Here is a 15868-nt window from a genome sequence, read left to right on the forward strand (position 1 = left end):
TTCTTACCGAGAATTGGCTATTCAGGAAGACCATTCCCCCGGCGAGACTGATCTCATGACCGATCCAGCCGAGACCCGGACCCCCTTGTCACCCACCCCGCGCAGCAGCCTGACCCGCTCGAAGGAGCGCGGCGCGACCGACCGTGCCGCCCTCGACGCGGTGCTCGACGCGGGCCTGCTCTGCCACCTCGGCGTCGTGCTCGGCAACAGCCCCGTCGTCATCCCCACCACGTACGGCCGCGACGGTGACACCCTGTACCTGCACGGCTCGACCGGCGCCGGAAATCTGCGCGCTGCCCTGCGCGGCGAGGTCTCGGTCTCCGTCACCCATGTCGACGGCCTGGTCTACGCCCGCTCGGCCATGCACTTCTCCATGAACTACCGCTCGGCCGTGATCCACGCCCGCCCGGTGGAAGTCACCGATCCCGAAACCCGCATGCACGCCCTGCGCGTCATCGTCGAACACCTGGCCCCCGGCTCCTGGGACGCCGTACGGCGACCGAACAAGAAGGAAATGGCCGCGACCATGGTCCTCGCCGTCGATCTGACCGAGGCCTCGGTCAAGATGCGCGCGGGCGGCCCGCGTGACGACGAGTCCGATATCGAGACCGGCGGCGTCTGGGCGGGCGTCCTGCCCATTCGCCAGGTCTTCGACCCGGCCGTCTCCTCCGCCGATCTCGAGCCCGGCATCGAGATTCCCGAGCACGTGCGTGCGCGCTGTGCCGAACCGGTCGCGGTGCGATAGCCGATGGCCCGCGAACTGCCCGTCACCAACTGGTGACGGGCAGTTCGTACATATTGAGGGCGTTGCGGGCCAGGGTGGTCAGGGCGGTGTGGGAGGGGACGGCATCCGGATCCAGGCTCACCAGTGACAGCGTGTAGCTGTCCGCGATGCGGGTCAGATAGGCGGACAGGCGGGTTCGGGGGAGGGCGTCGGGGCGCAGGCCCGGATGCAGCGCCCGGGCGGCCACTCCGGTGCAGGGGTGCGGGCCCAGCGAGAGCAAGGAGTCGGGGAGGGTTCCGATATTGGAGCACAGGATGTCTCGTTCACCCGCGCCCTTGGCGAGGGCGTGCGCCCAGCGGTCGGGGATGACCTGGAGGAGTTCTTCGGGGATGCCGCCGGGGCTGGTCATGCGGTGTTCGTAGGCGGCGCGGGCCTTGTGGCGAATGGTGGCGGGGGTGTCGTCGCGGGTGACGGCGATCTCGGTCATGGACATGTCGTTGTCCACGCGGGGCTCGTCGCGGGTGTCGACGGGGAGGCTGGCGGCAATGGCGGGGGAGCGGAAGCCGGTGTCCCAGAGCATATTCGCCACCAGGTGGATGAACAGGCTGTTGGCGGTGCCGCCGTGCGCCACCGCCACCCGGGTCCAGGAGCGGGCGGGAATCTGGAGGATGGCGCTGCTGGTGACCGCGGACCCGGCCCCCGGCCGCGCGATCGGGCGCGGGGCGGGAGGCGTCGGGCGGGCGGGGATGCCGGTGCGCAGGGCGCGGGCGGTGCCGCCCAGGACGGTGGCCCACTGGCGCCGGGCGTCGGCCCAATCCGAATGCCCGGCAACGGGTGTGGCGAGCGGGGTGCCCGCCAGGGCGTGATCGACGGCGAGGCTCAGGGCGCGGCCGTCGGCCAGGGCGTGTGAGCAGGTCAGCGAGAGCAGGCAGCCGCCGTCGGCGAGTCCGGCGGCGGACAGCCGCCAGCCGGGACCGAGTTCGGGGTCGAGGTCACCGGCCTCCGCATCGGCCCAATCCAGCAGTGCGGCAGGGGGAATCGGATGCTCGGCAATGACCAGGGGATGCGCCTGGGTGTTCGGCAACCAGCGCGGGCGGGCGCCGGGGACCCGGGCGCGCACCACGCGCCGCCCCAGTGGGCCGATGCGCAATCGATCGTGAATGCCCCGCAGCAGATCGGCGTCGAGCGGGTCGGCGGTACGCCAGAGCCCCTGCAGGGCGATCGGGGTTCCCATCCCCCGATGCGCCCGCAGGAAGATCTCGTCCACCACGCTCAGCCGATTCATCGAACAGCGAGCGTACCGAGGCCGGGAAATTCAGGCCGGGCGGCCGTGGCGGCCCGCCCCCGAGGCGAAGCGCTGGGCGCCGTCGAGGGCGCCGTCCATCAGAGCCTTGACACCGTGCTTCAGTTCGTTGCCGATGGCGGCGGATTCGTCCAGGCCGTCCTGTTCCAGCACCGACATGCGGTCCGAGCGCAGGCAGGTCTGCGGGAGGGTGGCCAGTTCGGCCGCGAGTTCCTCGGCGGCGCGGCAGGATTCGCCTGCCGGGACGACCCGGTTGACGAGGCCGATCTGCAACGCCTCGGGCGCACCCACGGCGCGGCCGGTGAGAATCAGATCCATGGCGCGGCCGGTGCCGATAATGCGCGGCAGGCGCACCGTACCGCCGTCGATGAGCGGCACGCCCCAGCGGCGGCAGAAGACGCCGAACGTGCTGTCCTGCTCCGCGACTCGCAGATCGCACCACAGCGCCAGTTCCAGGCCGCCCGCCACGGCGTAGCCGGAGACGGCGGCGATCACGGGATTGGACAGCACCATGCGGGTGGGTCCCATCGGGCCGTCGCCGTCCTCGGTGACCTGGTTCGAGCGTTCGGTACCGAGGGCCTTCAGGTCCGCGCCCGCGCAGAAGGTGCCCCCTTCGCCCCACAGCACCGCGACCGAGGCGGTGGGGTCGGCGTCGAACTCGCGGAAGGCGTCGGCCAGGGCCGCGGCGGTCGGTCCGTCGATGGCATTGCGGGCTTCCGGGCGGTGCAGGATCACGGTGGTCACGGGGCCGTTGCGTTCGACTCGTACGCTCACGGGCTCGACCATACGCCGTAAATCCACCGTTGCGTCAAGAAATGAATTTATGATTCACTTCTTGCGTGGCCTACCGCAGAACCCCCGCCGTACAGGCCCGCCTCGACGCCCAGGCGGGGTCGATCGTGCGGGCCGCGATGACCGTGCTTTCGCGGGACGGATTCGCCGGACTGTCCATGGCCGCCGTCGCCGCCGAGGCGGGCGTGGCAACCGGCACGGTCTACAAGAACTTCAGCGGCAAGTCCGAATTGGTCACCGCCGTATTCCGCGAAGTCGTCACCCGCGAAGTGGCCGCCGTGGCCGCGGCGGGCGGCGTCTCGACCGCGCCGCGGCCCGCCGAACGCCTTGCGGTGGAACGGGTCACGGCCGCGGTGGAGACCTTCGCGGGCCGCGCCCTCAAGAACCCCAAACTCGCCTACGTGCTGCTCGCCGAGCCCGTGGACACCGCCGTCGACACCGAACGCCTGCGTTTCCGCCGCGCCTTCGCCGAGACCTTCGAATCCGCCATCGCCGACGGCGTCGCCAGTGGTCAACTGCCCCCGCAGGATCCGCGCACCAGCGCCACCGCCCTGGTCGGCGCCATCGGCGAAGTGCTCGTCGGACCGCTGGCCGAGCAGGTGGACAGCGAATCGGTGGTGCCCGAACTCGTCGCCTTCGCCCTGCGCGCACTCGGTGTACCTCAGAAATAGGAGTCCCCCATGCACACCCACGACGTGTTCAATCAGGCGCCGAACATCGTCCCCTTCGACAACTCCGTCAATCCCGCGCTCCTCGAGGGTCTGCACCGGGAGGGCGCGGGGTGGGCCGAGGCCGAGGTGCGCGAACTCGGCGCGCTGGCGGGCAGTGCGACGGTGCAGGAGTGGGGGCGGCTGGCCAACGACTATCCGCCCAAGCTGATCACCCACGACCGCTACGGCCATCGCGTCGACGAGGTGGAGTTCCACCCGCACTGGCACGATCTGATGGATGTCGCGGTGCGGCACGGCCTACACGGTTCGCCGTGGCAGGACGACCGGCAGGGCGCGCATGTGGCCCGTGCCGCCAAGTTCTACACCTGGGGCCTGGCCGATGCGGGCCATATGTGCCCGATCTCCATGACCTACGCCGTGGTGCCCGCGCTGCGCCACAATCCGGAACTGGCCGCGAAATACGAACCGCTGCTGGCCTCCCGGGCCTACGACTACGGGCTGCGGGAACCGTCCACCAAGGCCGGTCTCATCGCGGGTATGTCCATGACCGAGAAGCAGGGCGGCTCGGACGTTCGCGCCAATACCACCACGGCCACACCGCAATCCGACGGCACGTACCGGATCGTCGGGCACAAGTGGTTCACCTCCGCGCCCATGTCGGATATGTTCCTGACCCTGGCGCAGGCCCCGGGAGGGCTGTCCTGCTGCCGCGTGTGCTGCCCGACGGCAGCCGCAACGCCCTGCGCCTGCAGCGGCTCAAGGACAAGCTGGGCAACAAGTCCAACGCGTCCTCAGAGATCGAGTACGAGAACGCGACGGGCTGGCTGGTCGGCGCGGAGGGCGCGGGCGTGAAGACCATTATCGAAATGGTCAATATGACTCGCCTGGACTGCGTGATCGGCTCCGCCACCGGTATGCGCGCCGGTGTGGTGCACGCGGTGCATCACGCCCGGCACCGGAAGGCGTTCGGCGCCAATCTCATCGATCAACCGGCCATGCGCAATGTGCTCGCCGATCTGGTGATCGAATCCGATGCCGCCACCACCGTCATGATGCGGCTGGCCAGGGCCACCGATCGCGCCGCCACCGATGCGGCCGAGGCGAACTTCCGCCGTATCGCCCTGGCGGTCACCAAGTACTGGGTCTGCAAGCGCGCGCCCGCGCATGCCGCGGAGGCCCTGGAATGCCTGGGCGGCAATGGCTATGTGGAGGAATCCGGTATGCCGCGGCTGTACCGGGAGGCCCCGCTCATGTCCATCTGGGAGGGTTCGGGCAATGTGGCGGCGCTGGATGCCCTGCGTGCCATGGGACGTCAGCCCGAAACCGTCGAGGCGTTCTTCGCCGAGGTGTCCCTGGCGCGCGGCGCCAACGGCCACCTGGATGCCGCCATCGACCGGATCGGCAAGGAGCTCACCGATCTGAGCGATATCGAGTACCGCGCCCGGCGCGTGGTCGAGCTGATGGCCCTGGTCATCCAGGGCGCGCAGCTGGTCCGCCACGGGCACCCGGCGGTGGCGGATGCCTTCTGCGCCACCCGGTTCGGCGGCGACTGGGGTATCGCCTTCGGCACCCTGCCGACCGGAATCGATACCGCGGCCATCCTGGAACGCGGTTACGTGGCGTAGGCGGCGGTGGCCCGAAACGCTGTCAGCTCAGGTCCAAACCTCGAGCCGACAGCGTTTCCTTCAAGATGCGAACCGCCTTGGGCCCCACGCCGTGTAGCGCCAGCAGCTCGCTCTCCGGGACTCCGGCCAGTTGTTCGAGATGGCGATATCCGGCCGCGTTGAGGGCCCGGGTGGCGGGCGCGCCGATCTTCGGCAGTGGAGAATCGGTCATGCCCCGAGGGTACTGATCATCTCCGACACCCGACTGGCATCGCTTGGTGGAACGTGTTCTACTCCTGGGGTATTCGACCGACAACCAACAGGGGGTTTGCAGGGTGAACACGAGCAGGGGTCCGCTGGCGGGCATTCGCGTCGTCGAGCTGGCGAGCATCGGGCCGGGCCCGCACGCCGCCATGATGCTGGCCGATCTGGGCGCCGAGGTGGTGCGGGTGCAGCGGCCCAAGGATTCGACGGCCTTCCAGGCGCAGTTGCGCGGGCGCACGCTCACCACGGCGAATCTGAAGGATCCCGCGGATGTGGCCGCCGTGCTGGAGCTGATCGGCAAGGCCGACGTGCTGATCGAGGGCTATCGGCCGGGGGTGGCCGAACGGCTCGGCCTCGGCCCCGAGGTCGCGCTCGAGCGCAATCCGCGCCTGGTCTACGGGCGCATGACCGGCTGGGGTCAGGACGGGCCGCGCGCGCAGCGGGCCGGGCACGACATCAACTACATCGGCCTGACCGGTGCGCTGAACGGTATCGGGCGCAAGGGCGACAAGCCGGTGCCGCCCATCAACCTGCTCGGCGACTACGGCGGCGGTTCGGTCTTCCTGGTGCTCGGCATCATGGCCGCGCTGCTGGAGCGGCAGAGCTCCGGACAGGGGCAGGTGGTGGACGCCGCCATGGTCGACGGCGTGCTCACGCTGGCGCACACCATGATCTCGCTCAACCAGCTCGGCATGTGGTCCGATGAACGCGGCACCAATGTGCTCGATACCGGAATGGCCTGGTACGACACGTATACGACCGCGGACGGCAAGCATATGGCCGTCGGCGCCTTCGAACCGCAGTTCTACGCCGAGCTGTTGCGCGTGCTCGAACTGGGTCCGGAAACCCTGCCGGGACAGAACGATCGGGCCGGACAGGAGGTGCTGCGCAAGGTGTTCACCGAACGCTTCGCCGCCAAGACGCAGGCGGAATGGTCGGAGCTCTTCGATGGCGTGGACGCCTGTGTCACGCCCGTCCGCACCTTCAGCGAAGCTCTCGCCGATGAGCATCTGACCGCGCGGGCCGCCCTGGTCGACGTGGGCGGCATGCGCCAGCCCGCGCCCGCGCTGCGCTTCTCCCGCACGCCGCCGTCGGTGCCCGCGCCCGCTCCCGCGGCGACCACTCCGATCGGCGATATCTGGGCGTGAGCCGAAGGCCGCCGGTACGAACGGAATTCGTACCGGCGGCCGGTGCTGGTGGCTACAGGGTTTCGAGGTCGATGGTCTCGGCCATGAGCCGGTATCCAGCGTCATTCGGGTGCAGGTGGTCGCCGCTGTCGTAGGCGGGGGCCAGCGCCTCCGGATTATTCGGATCGGCCAGGGCCGCAGCCCAATCGACGACGGCATCGTATTCACCGGAGTCGCGGATCCAGTCGTTGACCGCATGCCACTTGGCCGACGCCCGGGCGCTGTAGTGATCCGAACCGCCCAGCGGCAGCAGGGTCGCGCCCACGACCCGGATGCCCGCGGCGCGGGCCTGCGCGATGAGCGCGCGGTAGCCGTCGATGAGTTGTTCGGCGGTGACATCCGGACCGGGCTGGTAGGTGGGCTGTCCGGGCGCCTCGCTGAACCCGATGTCATTGACGCCCGCGAGCAGGATCACGGTGCGAACGCCCGGCTTGTCGAGGACATCGCGCTGGAAGCGGGCCGCGGAACGTTCGCCGTACCAGGCGGAGTCATTGAGCACCAGATTGCCGCCGATGCCGAGATTGAGCACCGCCTGCTGCCGGTTCGCGGCGGTCAGCCGGTCGGCCAGGGCGTCGGGCCAGCGCCGGTTCGCGCCCGGGGTGGCGCCGAAACCATCGGTGATCGAGTCGCCGAAGGCCACCACGGTGTCGCGGCGCGCGGTGTCGCCCGCGACCTCGATATCGGTGAGGTAGTACCAGGAATTGGTGCGCTCGGTGAAAGCCGTTGCCGCCGTGTCGGACAGGTGATCGCCCGCCGCCCGGTAGGTATCGGTCCACGCCTGGGAATGGAAGGTGGCGGGACCGGTGGTGCCCTTCAGATACAGGGTCACCGCCACCGAATCCAGCGCGTCCACCGGCAATTCCACCGCATCGCTGGCGATTTCGGCGCCCGTGGGAACGACCGCCGAGGCGGCGTCGCCGAAGGTCAGCGCCCGCACCGATGCGGGCAGCACCGCCGCGCCCTCCTTAGCCTCCGCGATGGCCGCCCCGGTGATCTCGAGCGGGCTCGCGCCGAACCGGTTGGACAGCTTGATGCGCACGCTGTCACCGCCATTGGTGACCCGGACGACCTGGCGCACCGTCTGATCGGAGAAACCCGCCTCCGACCAGTTCGGCCCGAACCCGGCGCTCGGGCGCTGTGCCGCCGCGGACCAGGCGGCCGACCAGGCGGAACCATTGGTGGCTTGCTCGCCCTCGGTAGCGCAGGCCGCCGCGGCGACGAGGGTGAATGCCGCGAGGACGGCGGCCGCGACGCGGCGCTTCGAAATCATCATGACCACACTAACGGCACTGTAGTTCCGTTAATTCCCGCCGGGTTCGGGTCAGCCGATGAGCGCCAGGGTCGCGTCGTGCTGGGGTGCGTCCAAAAGGTCCACGACGGGACCGGATTCGACTATGCGCCCGGATTCGAGCACGGACATGCCGGTGCAGTAGCGGGCGACCAGACGCATATCGTGGCTGATCACCAGCAGGGCGAGGCGTTGCTCGCGGCGCAGCCGGTCCAGCAGGCCCATGATGGCGTCGGCCGTGGCCGGGTCCAGGGCCGAGGTGATCTCGTCGCAGACCAGCAGCGCCGGATTCGTGGTGAGGGCGCGCGCGAGGGCGACGCGCTGGCGCTGGCCGCCGGAGAGTTCGTGTGGATACCGCTGGGCCAGTTGGGGATCCAGCTCGACAGTGCGCAGCGCGGCGGCCACGTCCGGGGCCTTGCGGAGGGTCTGGGCGACGGTGCGGCGGGGATTCAGTGAGCCCGTGCTGTCCTGCGGCACGAAACCCGCCCGGCCGGAGACGCTGACGGATTCGCCCGTGGTCCGCTGCAATCCGACAATGGCGCGCGCCAAGGTCGACTTGCCCGCGCCGGACGGGCCGACCACCGCTATCGCCTCCCCGGCCCCGACGATCAGATCGATGCCCTCGAGCACGGGCCTGCGGTCCCGGGTCACTCGCAGATCGGTGACGGCCAGGACCGGTTCGGCTGGTGCGGCCGAAGCCGAGGATATCGGTGACGAGGAGGCCGTCGACGAGGCTGGAGGCGGTGAGTCGAGCAGGGGCGAGCCGGGCAGGGGCGAGCCGGGCAGGGGCGAGCCGGGCAGGGGCGAGCCGGGCAGGGGCGAGCCGAGCGCGCGGACCTCGTCGGCGATCTCGTGCAGGACATCGTGATGGTGGCCGGAAACGACGAGCGTCATCCCGTCCTCGATGACCATGGTGCGGAGCAAGCGCGCGATCGAGCGTTGCAGACGGCCGTGCAGCCCGGCGAAGGGCTCGTCGAGAATCAGGACGGGGGTGCGGCGGGCCAGCGCTCGGGCCAGGGCAACCCGGCGCTGTTCGCCACCGGAGAGTTCGGCGGGGCGGCGGCGCAGATGCGTATCCGGGAGTTCGACCGCGGCCAAGGCTTGTTCGGCGTGTTCCGGATCGGCGCATTCGGTGAGCAGGGCCCGGATGCGCATGGTCGGGTTGAGGGCGGCGGCCGGATCCTGGCCGGTGTAGGTGATGTGGTGGCGGCGGAAGGCGCGCAGCGCCCGGGGATCCAGGGTCAGCGGACTGTGGTCGCCGACGCGCACCGACCCGGAGACGACCGCCGCGGTGGGCACGTGGCCCAGCAGCGCACGCAGCAGGGTGGATTTGCCGGAGCCGGACGGGCCGGTCAGCGCGGTCAGGGTGCCGGGGCGCGCGTGGAGCGAAATCGGTTGCAACAGTGTGGATCCGCCGGGCACGGTCATGGTGAGGTCGGTGATCTCGATCATGTGCGCGGCCCCTTCGGTCCGTCGGCGCCGGGCGGTGCGATCCGGCCGAAGGCGGTGGCCGAGATGTTCACGCCCACGGCGACCACGGCGATGGCGAGGCTGGGCGCCAGCGCCGCCCACGGGTTGAGCAGCATGCCGGAGGCGTTCTCGCGCACCATGATCGCCCAGTTGGCCGCGTCGAGGGTGCCGGGCAATTGCAGGAAGGCGGCGGCGGAGGCGATGTACATGCCGGTCACGAAGCGTAATCCCAGCTGGGTCCAGCAGAGTTCCCGCATATTCGGCAGCATCTCGCGGAAGACGATGTGCGCGGTGGACTCTCCGCTCACCCGAGCCGCCTCGACATATCCGGTGGCGGCCACACCGGCGGCCGCCGCCGCGAAAACGCGAGTGCAGTACGGGATTCCGAAGAGCACGGCCACGGTGATCACGCCGAACACCCCGGATTCCGGCCAGGACAGCATGACCAGGAGTACGCCCAGCATCGGCGGCAGCAAGACGGCCAGGTCGGCCCCGCGTTCCACGAACACGCCCGCGCGCGGCCGCAGCGCCGCCAGCGTGCCGAGCACGCTCGACGGTCCGGCGACCAGAATCGCGATCACCCCCGCCAGCGCGATCAGTCCCCAGCCGCCGTGCAGCAGCTGGGTGAGCACATCCCGGCCCAGCCGATCGGTGCCCAGCCACGCGCTCGAATCCGGTTCGGCGAAGGGCAGTCCCGAGGCCGCCTCGGTATCCCGGCTCGCCACGAGCGGCCCGATGAGCGCGGGCAGCGCCACGGCCACCGCGGGGATCGCGCGCAACCACGGCAGCTGCCGCACCGGTTCCCGGATCATCGGGCCCGCACCTCCTCGGTCGCGGCGCGCCGGAGCGACCGGCGGCCCGGCTCCGGTGCTCGGATGCCGTGCACCGACCAGGTGCGGATGGCGTCGGAGAGCAGCAGGACGCCAATGATGGCCGTACCGGTAATGGCGGTGACCGCGGCGGCCACGGCGGTATCGCGTTCGCCGACCGAGCCCGCCAGCAGCGCACCCAGACCCGGGTAGTTGAACAGGGTTTCGACGACCAGCGCACCGCCGATCAGCATGCCGACGGTGGTGGCGAAGGAGGCCGCGATGGTGGGCAGCGCCACGGGCAGGATGTGCCGCAGCATGATTCGCACCGGGGGCAGGCCCGCCAGCCGGGCGTACTCCACGTGCGGGGTGCGGGCGGCATCGGCCAGGGCGCTGCGAATCACCCTGGCATTCCAGCCGATCTGGGGGAGGGCCAGGGCCAGCACGGGCAGGATCAGCATGTCCGCGTCGGCCGGATAGCCGGAGGAGTCGACCACTGTCACGGCGGGCAGCCAGCCCGCCGCGAGCGAGAACAGTCCGATGAGCAGGGCCGCCAGCACGAACTCGGGCAGCGCCACGACCGTAGTGGTGACCGGTTGCAGAATGCGGGCGATCAGGCCCGAAGGCCGTGCCGCCCAGGCCATTCCGGCCGCCAGGGCGGCGACGACCGTGAGCGCGAAGGCGATACCGCCGAGCAGCAGGGTCGCGGGGGCCGCGGCCGTCAGCAGATCGTTGACCGAGCGGCCGCTCGCGGTGGTGCCGAAGTCGCCGGTCGCCACGCCGGATATCCAGTCCCAGAAGCGCACCGGCAGTGGGCGATCCAGTCCGAGTTCGTGGCGTTTGGCCGCGAGCGACGCCGGATCGGCATCGCGGCCCAGGGCGGCGCGGGCCGCATCGCCCGGCAGCAGGGCGACCGCCGCGAACACCAGGGCCAGCAGCGTGACCAGCAATGCCAGCCGCCGCGCCACCAGCCCCGCGAAGGTGATCACGCCAACCAGGTCCGTTCCAGCTGCATGCGGCCGAAGCCGCCGAGGGTCGGCAGATCCCGGACGCGCGCGGAGGCCACGTCGATGCCGTCGCCCATACCCCACACCAGGTAGCCGCCGCGGTCGTATTGGATGCGTTGCAGTGTCTTGCACGCGGCGGTGAAGGCGTCGGTATTGCCCGCGGCCAGTGCGGCGGCGGTCTCGGCATCGAATTTCGGGTCGCGGAACGCGGTTTCATTGCGGCCGCTCGACGAGATCATGAGCTTGGCCGCGTAGAACAGCGTGGAATCGTTAGTACCCCAGGACACCGTGTACAGCGGGGCGTTCAGCCAGGTGCGGTCGTAGAACGTATTCGATTCCTGGACAACCACTTCCAGCTGAATCCCGGCCTCGCGGGCCTGTGTGGCAATGAGCTTGGCCGATTCCACCTCGCCCGGCGCCTCGGCCTTGGTGACGAGCTCGTAGGTGCGGCCGGTGTCGAATCCGGCCTCGGCGAGCAGGGTGCGGGCGCGCGCCAGATCGCGCGTGCGCTGTGGAATCGTCGTGTCGTACTGGGGATCCCCGGTGCCCATGACGTCATTGGCGATCTCGCCGTAGCCGGAGTAGACCGGCGTGATCAGGGCGTCCCGGTCCACCGCCAGGCGCAGCGCCGTGCGCACGCGGGCGTCCGCGAACGGACCGTCGGCGGTGCGCATGGCCAGCGCCAGCGCGGTGTCGTTGGGGCGGCGCACGACCTGCAGCCCATCGCGGCCCGCGGCGGTGCGGCCCGCGATGGCGCCCACATTCGACGCCAGATCGATCTGCCCGCCGATCACCGCGTTCGACAGCGCGTCGACGCTTTCGAACAGCGTCACCTCGATGGCGTCGAGCTTCGGTTTCGGCCCGTGCCAGGCGTCATTGCGCACCAGGCGGGCATTGCCCTGCCGGTAGGACTCCAGCTTGAACGGACCCGTCCCGATCGCCTGGGTGAAATCAGTGGTGCCCTGTTTGACGGTAAATGTCATCAACCGGGACAGCAGTGGAATCTGGGTATTGGGCGCGGCGAGGCTCAGCACGATCTTGTTCGCGCCGTCGGCGGTGATGTCCTCCGGTTTCGCCACCGGCATCTTGGATTCGCCGCCGATCTCGCGCAGCCGCCGCAGCGACCACACCACATCCTCGACCGTCACGGGGGAGCCGTCGTGGAAGCGGGCTCCGTCGGCGATGATGAAGGTCCAGTGGGTCTGCTCGGCATTGGACGACCACGAAGAAGCAAGGCGCGCAGCCACATTCGGATCGCCGCCGGGAACCGTCAGCGCGTCGTAGACCAGCGAGATGATCAAGAAGTCGCTGTCGTTGGGGATATTGGCGTGCGGATCCTGCTCCAGCTTGGCGACCTTGCCCAGCGCCCCGACCCGCAGCGTCCCGCCGCCGGAGGAGTCGTCGGAGGAGTCGTCGGAGCACGCGGCGAGCACGAGCATCGCGCCCAATCCCGCACCGGCTCGCAGTATTTGACGTCTGGTCGCCTGCACCATCGAAACCTCTCGACACCTCGGATGGAACTGCCTTGCGTGAGCGGAGGCTACCCTAACTATGGGCCGCCGTGGTCGGCGGCGACAAGACGCACTGCGATCAAGCCCACCCTTTCGGTGCGCCGCCACCGGTAATAGCGTCGATGTACGCCTCGTACAACGACGTACAGCCAGTGGATCGCCCTCCCGCCGCGGCAAATCTGCGAGGTGCGGCAATCCGGCCCAGTGTCCCGAGTGGAACCCGGCTGTCACCTCGGGGCGCATGCACGCCACTCCGGCCGTGGGCAGCATGGGCGACCAACTCCGGCGGGGCCGCACCAGTGAAGCGACCCCGCAGGCGCTTCGCGAAACCGTTCGTCCTCGCCAACTATGTCCCGGAGCGCGAAATCGCCATCGAGCAGCCGGAACCTGCCGGGCGAACGCGCTTGCGCCGGACGCTGACCCCGTACGACGGCACATCGAACTCATCGTGCAAGCAGCTCGCCTTCACCGGCGACTCGGCTCCGCCGTTTCGCATGGTAGTCAGCGACCTGCCGCACAGCGATGCCCAAACCTGCCTCGACAGCCCGGCTCGCAGGTGTGCGCGGCCAGGCGCGGACGCGCTGTCGGTGGTCATCGCGGGCGGCAGTGCTGCGCTGAGCCGGATACTCACCGCCGATCTCACCTCCCGTGGCCACCGGGGTCGGTATTCTCGCTCGTCGCACCGATCCTGCACTGTCCTACGACCGGTACGAATGGGACGGCCGATTGGTCGGCGACTGGGTTGCCACCCTGCGCAATCCGGGCCACACCGCCCTGATCAACTCAGCGGGCAAGATCGTCGACTGCCGCCCCGGCGGCCGCGCGAAGCTTCTCGACCGGCGTCGTCCGTTCGCCCGCCATCGTGCTGGGGCGCTTAAGGGAGTCCTAGCGCGATCGCAAGTGCTCGATTGACCGCGAGTAGCGACGCCGGTGTGAGCGCGCCGAGGTAGTCGCCGAGTTCGCCTTTGCCGAGTGGTTCGATGTTGTCGGTGTTGACGTACCCGGCGAGCGGATCGGACGGGCCGAGTTCAACCCAGGTCGGCAGCTGCCGCTTCGTGGTGGTCAGCCGGACGGCGAGCACATCATCGGTAACCCGGTTGCGGGCGTTATTCGACACGATCAACCAGGGTTTCGCCCCGTAGCCGAGATCGGCGCGGTAAACCTGTCCACGTATGGGCGCAGCAGTGGGTGTCACGTGGTGGCCTGCCGCCTGTTACGGCGTGCCCGCAGTGCGGCGCGCTCCTCGTCGTGCTCGTACGGGTAGGTCGGGGATTCGGCCACGGCCGCTTGGTAGGCGTCGAGTAGCCGCTGTTCCTGTAGATGCTGCCAAGCTTCGTGGATCGCTGCTACGACGGCCGCGGAGCGTGAGGCGGCGCCCGCTGCTTCGAGATCCTTGAGCCGCTGGAACGTCTCTTCGTCCAGCCGAACCGTCATCGCATATGTCACACAGATATGATACCGCTTGATGAACCGCAAGGGCCAGTCCCTAATCGAAGACGTGGTTCAAGATCCGTACCTGCTTTCATAACCGTTGGTTATGAAAGCAGGTATTGGAGTGTTCCGGCGCGGGCGACCAGGCTGGTGGCATGTTCATCGCCTATGTCGTCGTCGCCGTGATCACCATCCTGATCAATACCGCCGAGGCCGTGGCCAATTACGGCAAGCATCCGCAGGTACTGAAGAACATGGACGAGGTGCGGGTGCCGCGGCCATTGTTGCCGCTGCTGGCGACGCTCAAGGCCGCGGGATCCATCGGGCTCGTGATCGGGCTGCTGTGGTGGCCGCCGCTGGGCATTGCGGCGGCGGTCGGGTTCACGGTGTTCTACCTCTGCGCGGTGACGGTGCACCTGCGGACCGGGGTGGTGCACAATATCGCCTTCCCGATCTTCTTCCTCGCCACCGCCGCGGGCACCGTCGCCCTGGGCCTCGCCCACTGAGCCCCGGGAACCCGCGCTGAGCCCCGGGAACCACTGACACCGGAAATGGGGGCACATGCCCGATACCCCTGCCCGGCCCGGGTCCATAGCGTTCTCCGCATGATTCAGCACCACATCGTCGTATTCGGTGGCGGTTACGCGGGCATGACGTGTGCGCTGCGGCTGGATCGACGGCTGCGCCACCGCGACGATGTGCACATCACCCTGGTGAATCCGTCCCCCCCGGTTCACCGAGCGGCTGCGGACCCATCAACTGGCGGCGGGGCGGCAGCCCGCGGAGTACCGGATCGAGGACCTGCTCGAGCCGACCGCGGTCGAATTCATCTGCGGCACGGCCACCGTCATCGACACCGAGACCCGCATGCTCGCCGTGGAGACGTTGGGGCAGAAGCGGCACCTCGACTACGACGTCCTGGTCTACGCCCTGGGCAGCACGGCCGATACCCGGCCGGTCCCGGGCGCGGACCGGTTCGCGCACACCCTGGACTCGCCGCAGCGGGCCGGACAGCTGGCGCACCGGCTCGGCGAACTCGGTGCGGGCGCGACGGTGACGGTGTGCGGTGGCGGGCTCACCGGTGTGGAGGGCGCCGCCGAGATCGCGGAAGCCTATCCGCACCTGCGGGTTTCCCTGGTGAGCCGGGGCGAGCCCGCGGCCGTGCTGGGTCCGAAGGCGCGCGCGTACGTGCGGTCCGCCTTCGACCGGCTGGGCATTGCGGTGCGTATGGGAGCGGTCACCGAGGTGCTGCCGCACGCGGTGGAACTGGACGGGGGCGAGCTGCTGCCCTCCGATGTCACGGTATGGACCGCCGGGGTGCGGGTGCCCACGCTGGCGGCCGATTCCGGAATCGGCACGGACGCGCGGGATCTGGTCACCGTCGATCCCACGCTGCGGGCGGTGACCCATCCCGATATCTACGCCATCGGCGATGCCGCCGCCATCCGGCAGGCGTGGGGAGAACTGCACGGCACCTGCCAGAGCGCGCTCCCGGCGGGTGCGCACGCCGCCGACCAGATCGCGCGGGAACTGCGCGGGCTGGAGCCGAAACCGTTCCGGTTCGGCTACTTTCACCAGCCGGTCAGCCTCGGCCGCGGCGATGCGGTGATCCAGTACGTGCGCCCCGACGAGCGGCCGCGGCGGTTCGTGCTGACCGGTCCGCGGGCGGTGCGCTACAAGGAATACATCAGCCGCCGCCCGGTGCGGACCTATCGGCGGCTGCCCGGACTGTTCGGTCTGCTGGCTTCGACCGGCGCGTCCAAAGGCGGGTGGGCCACCCGCAAGGCGTACTCGGGATAACCGGGTT

At 69.7% G+C, this 15868-nt stretch carries 15 protein-coding genes and 1 pseudogene; 6 read left to right on the plus strand and 10 right to left on the minus strand.

What is annotated here, in order from left to right:
• Positions 1-55: 55 nt before the first annotated feature.
• A complete protein-coding gene (locus NC4_RS05755) occupies positions 56-745 on the plus strand; it encodes a pyridoxamine 5'-phosphate oxidase family protein (protein WP_067533354.1) in 690 nt (229 codons plus the stop codon).
• A gap of 22 nt (positions 746-767) precedes the next feature.
• Here the strand turns inward: NC4_RS05755 and NC4_RS05760 are convergent, their stop codons facing one another.
• Positions 768-2009, minus strand: a complete 1242-nt coding sequence (locus tag NC4_RS05760; RefSeq protein ID WP_067533357.1) for a hypothetical protein — start codon at positions 2007-2009, stop codon at positions 768-770.
• 30 nt (positions 2010-2039) lie between these two features.
• On the minus strand, positions 2040-2813 hold the full coding sequence (locus tag NC4_RS05765) for a crotonase/enoyl-CoA hydratase family protein (protein ID WP_067533360.1): 774 nt from the start codon (positions 2811-2813) through the stop codon (positions 2040-2042).
• Between the two features lie 53 nt (positions 2814-2866).
• Between NC4_RS05765 and NC4_RS05770 the strand changes: the two genes are divergently transcribed.
• Together NC4_RS05770 and NC4_RS05775 are read left to right on the plus strand one after the other, a co-directional pair.
• On the plus strand, positions 2867-3490 hold the full coding sequence (locus tag NC4_RS05770) for a TetR/AcrR family transcriptional regulator (RefSeq protein ID WP_067533363.1): 624 nt from the start codon (positions 2867-2869) through the stop codon (positions 3488-3490).
• A 9-nt stretch (positions 3491-3499) separates the two neighbouring features.
• A pseudogene (locus tag NC4_RS05775) lies at positions 3500-5115 on the plus strand (acyl-CoA dehydrogenase family protein).
• A gap of 22 nt (positions 5116-5137) precedes the next feature.
• Here the strand turns inward: NC4_RS05775 and NC4_RS05780 are convergent.
• On the minus strand, positions 5138-5326 hold the full coding sequence (locus tag NC4_RS05780) for a helix-hairpin-helix domain-containing protein (protein ID WP_067533365.1): 189 nt from the start codon (positions 5324-5326) through the stop codon (positions 5138-5140).
• A gap of 103 nt (positions 5327-5429) precedes the next feature.
• Here NC4_RS05780 and NC4_RS05785 point away from each other — a divergent pair, with 103 nt between their 5' ends.
• Entirely contained in the window at positions 5430-6506 is a 1077-nt protein-coding gene (locus NC4_RS05785) for a CaiB/BaiF CoA transferase family protein (protein ID WP_067533368.1), read from the plus strand.
• 52 nt (positions 6507-6558) lie between these two features.
• On the opposite strand, the gene NC4_RS05790 is transcribed toward NC4_RS05785, so the two are convergent.
• The 7 genes from NC4_RS05790 to NC4_RS05820 form a co-directional block, all read right to left on the minus strand.
• Positions 6559-7818, minus strand: coding sequence for an SGNH/GDSL hydrolase family protein (locus NC4_RS05790; protein WP_067533835.1), 1260 nt, complete (start codon positions 7816-7818; stop codon positions 6559-6561).
• Positions 7819-7866: 48 nt separating this feature from the next.
• Positions 7867-9285 carry an ABC transporter ATP-binding protein gene (locus NC4_RS05795; protein ID WP_067533371.1) on the minus strand — a complete coding sequence of 473 codons (1419 nt, stop codon included), beginning with the start codon at positions 9283-9285 and terminating at the stop codon, positions 7867-7869.
• Positions 9282-10115, minus strand: coding sequence for an ABC transporter permease (locus NC4_RS05800; RefSeq protein ID WP_067533374.1), 834 nt, complete (start codon positions 10113-10115; stop codon positions 9282-9284). Before NC4_RS05800 ends, NC4_RS05795 begins: the two co-directional genes overlap by 4 nt.
• Entirely contained in the window at positions 10112-11101 is a 990-nt protein-coding gene (locus NC4_RS05805) for an ABC transporter permease (protein WP_157554318.1), read from the minus strand. Before NC4_RS05805 ends, NC4_RS05800 begins: the two co-directional genes overlap by 4 nt.
• Positions 11098-12558, minus strand: a complete 1461-nt coding sequence (locus NC4_RS05810; protein WP_245721512.1) for an ABC transporter substrate-binding protein — start codon at positions 12556-12558, stop codon at positions 11098-11100. The genes NC4_RS05805 and NC4_RS05810 overlap by 4 nt, the downstream gene beginning before the upstream one ends.
• A 946-nt stretch (positions 12559-13504) precedes the next feature.
• The gene (locus NC4_RS05815) at positions 13505-13825 is read right to left on the minus strand and encodes a type II toxin-antitoxin system PemK/MazF family toxin (RefSeq protein WP_067533383.1); all 321 of its coding nucleotides are present in this window, start codon (positions 13823-13825) and stop codon (positions 13505-13507) included.
• On the minus strand, positions 13822-14076 hold the full coding sequence (locus NC4_RS05820) for an antitoxin (protein WP_245721513.1): 255 nt from the start codon (positions 14074-14076) through the stop codon (positions 13822-13824). The genes NC4_RS05815 and NC4_RS05820 overlap by 4 nt, the downstream gene beginning before the upstream one ends.
• 140 nt (positions 14077-14216) lie before the next feature.
• Here NC4_RS05820 and NC4_RS05825 point away from each other — a divergent pair, with 140 nt between their 5' ends.
• On the plus strand, positions 14217-14567 hold the full coding sequence (locus NC4_RS05825; RefSeq protein ID WP_067533386.1) for a DoxX family protein: 351 nt from the start codon (positions 14217-14219) through the stop codon (positions 14565-14567).
• Between the two features lie 343 nt (positions 14568-14910).
• Positions 14911-15861 carry an NAD(P)/FAD-dependent oxidoreductase gene (locus tag NC4_RS05830; RefSeq protein ID WP_369690686.1) on the plus strand — a complete coding sequence of 317 codons (951 nt, stop codon included), beginning with the start codon at positions 14911-14913 and terminating at the stop codon, positions 15859-15861.
• Positions 15862-15868 lie beyond the last annotated feature (7 nt).

This window comes from Nocardia crassostreae, from assembly GCF_001613405.1.
GTDB classification, from domain to species: Bacteria; Actinomycetota; Actinomycetes; order Mycobacteriales; family Mycobacteriaceae; genus Nocardia; species Nocardia crassostreae.

Bases quoted from the DNA above. Each gene is read 5' to 3' on its own strand.
- NC4_RS05755 (WP_067533354.1), top strand. From the start codon at position 56: ATGACCGATCCAGCCGAGACCCGGACCCCCTTGTCACCCACCCCGCGC.
- NC4_RS05760 (WP_067533357.1), bottom strand. From the start codon at position 2,009: ATGAATCGGCTGAGCGTGGTGGACGAGATCTTCCTGCGGGCGCATCGG.
- NC4_RS05765 (WP_067533360.1), bottom strand. From the start codon at position 2,813: ATGGTCGAGCCCGTGAGCGTACGAGTCGAACGCAACGGCCCCGTGACC.
- NC4_RS05780 (WP_067533365.1), bottom strand. From the start codon at position 5,326: ATGACCGATTCTCCACTGCCGAAGATCGGCGCGCCCGCCACCCGGGCC.
- NC4_RS05790 (WP_067533835.1), bottom strand. From the start codon at position 7,818: ATGATGATTTCGAAGCGCCGCGTCGCGGCCGCCGTCCTCGCGGCATTC.
- NC4_RS05795 (WP_067533371.1), bottom strand. From the start codon at position 9,285: ATGATCGAGATCACCGACCTCACCATGACCGTGCCCGGCGGATCCACA.
- NC4_RS05800 (WP_067533374.1), bottom strand. From the start codon at position 10,115: ATGATCCGGGAACCGGTGCGGCAGCTGCCGTGGTTGCGCGCGATCCCC.
- NC4_RS05810 (WP_245721512.1), bottom strand. From the start codon at position 12,558: ATGCTCGTGCTCGCCGCGTGCTCCGACGACTCCTCCGACGACTCCTCC.
- NC4_RS05825 (WP_067533386.1), top strand. From the start codon at position 14,217: ATGTTCATCGCCTATGTCGTCGTCGCCGTGATCACCATCCTGATCAAT.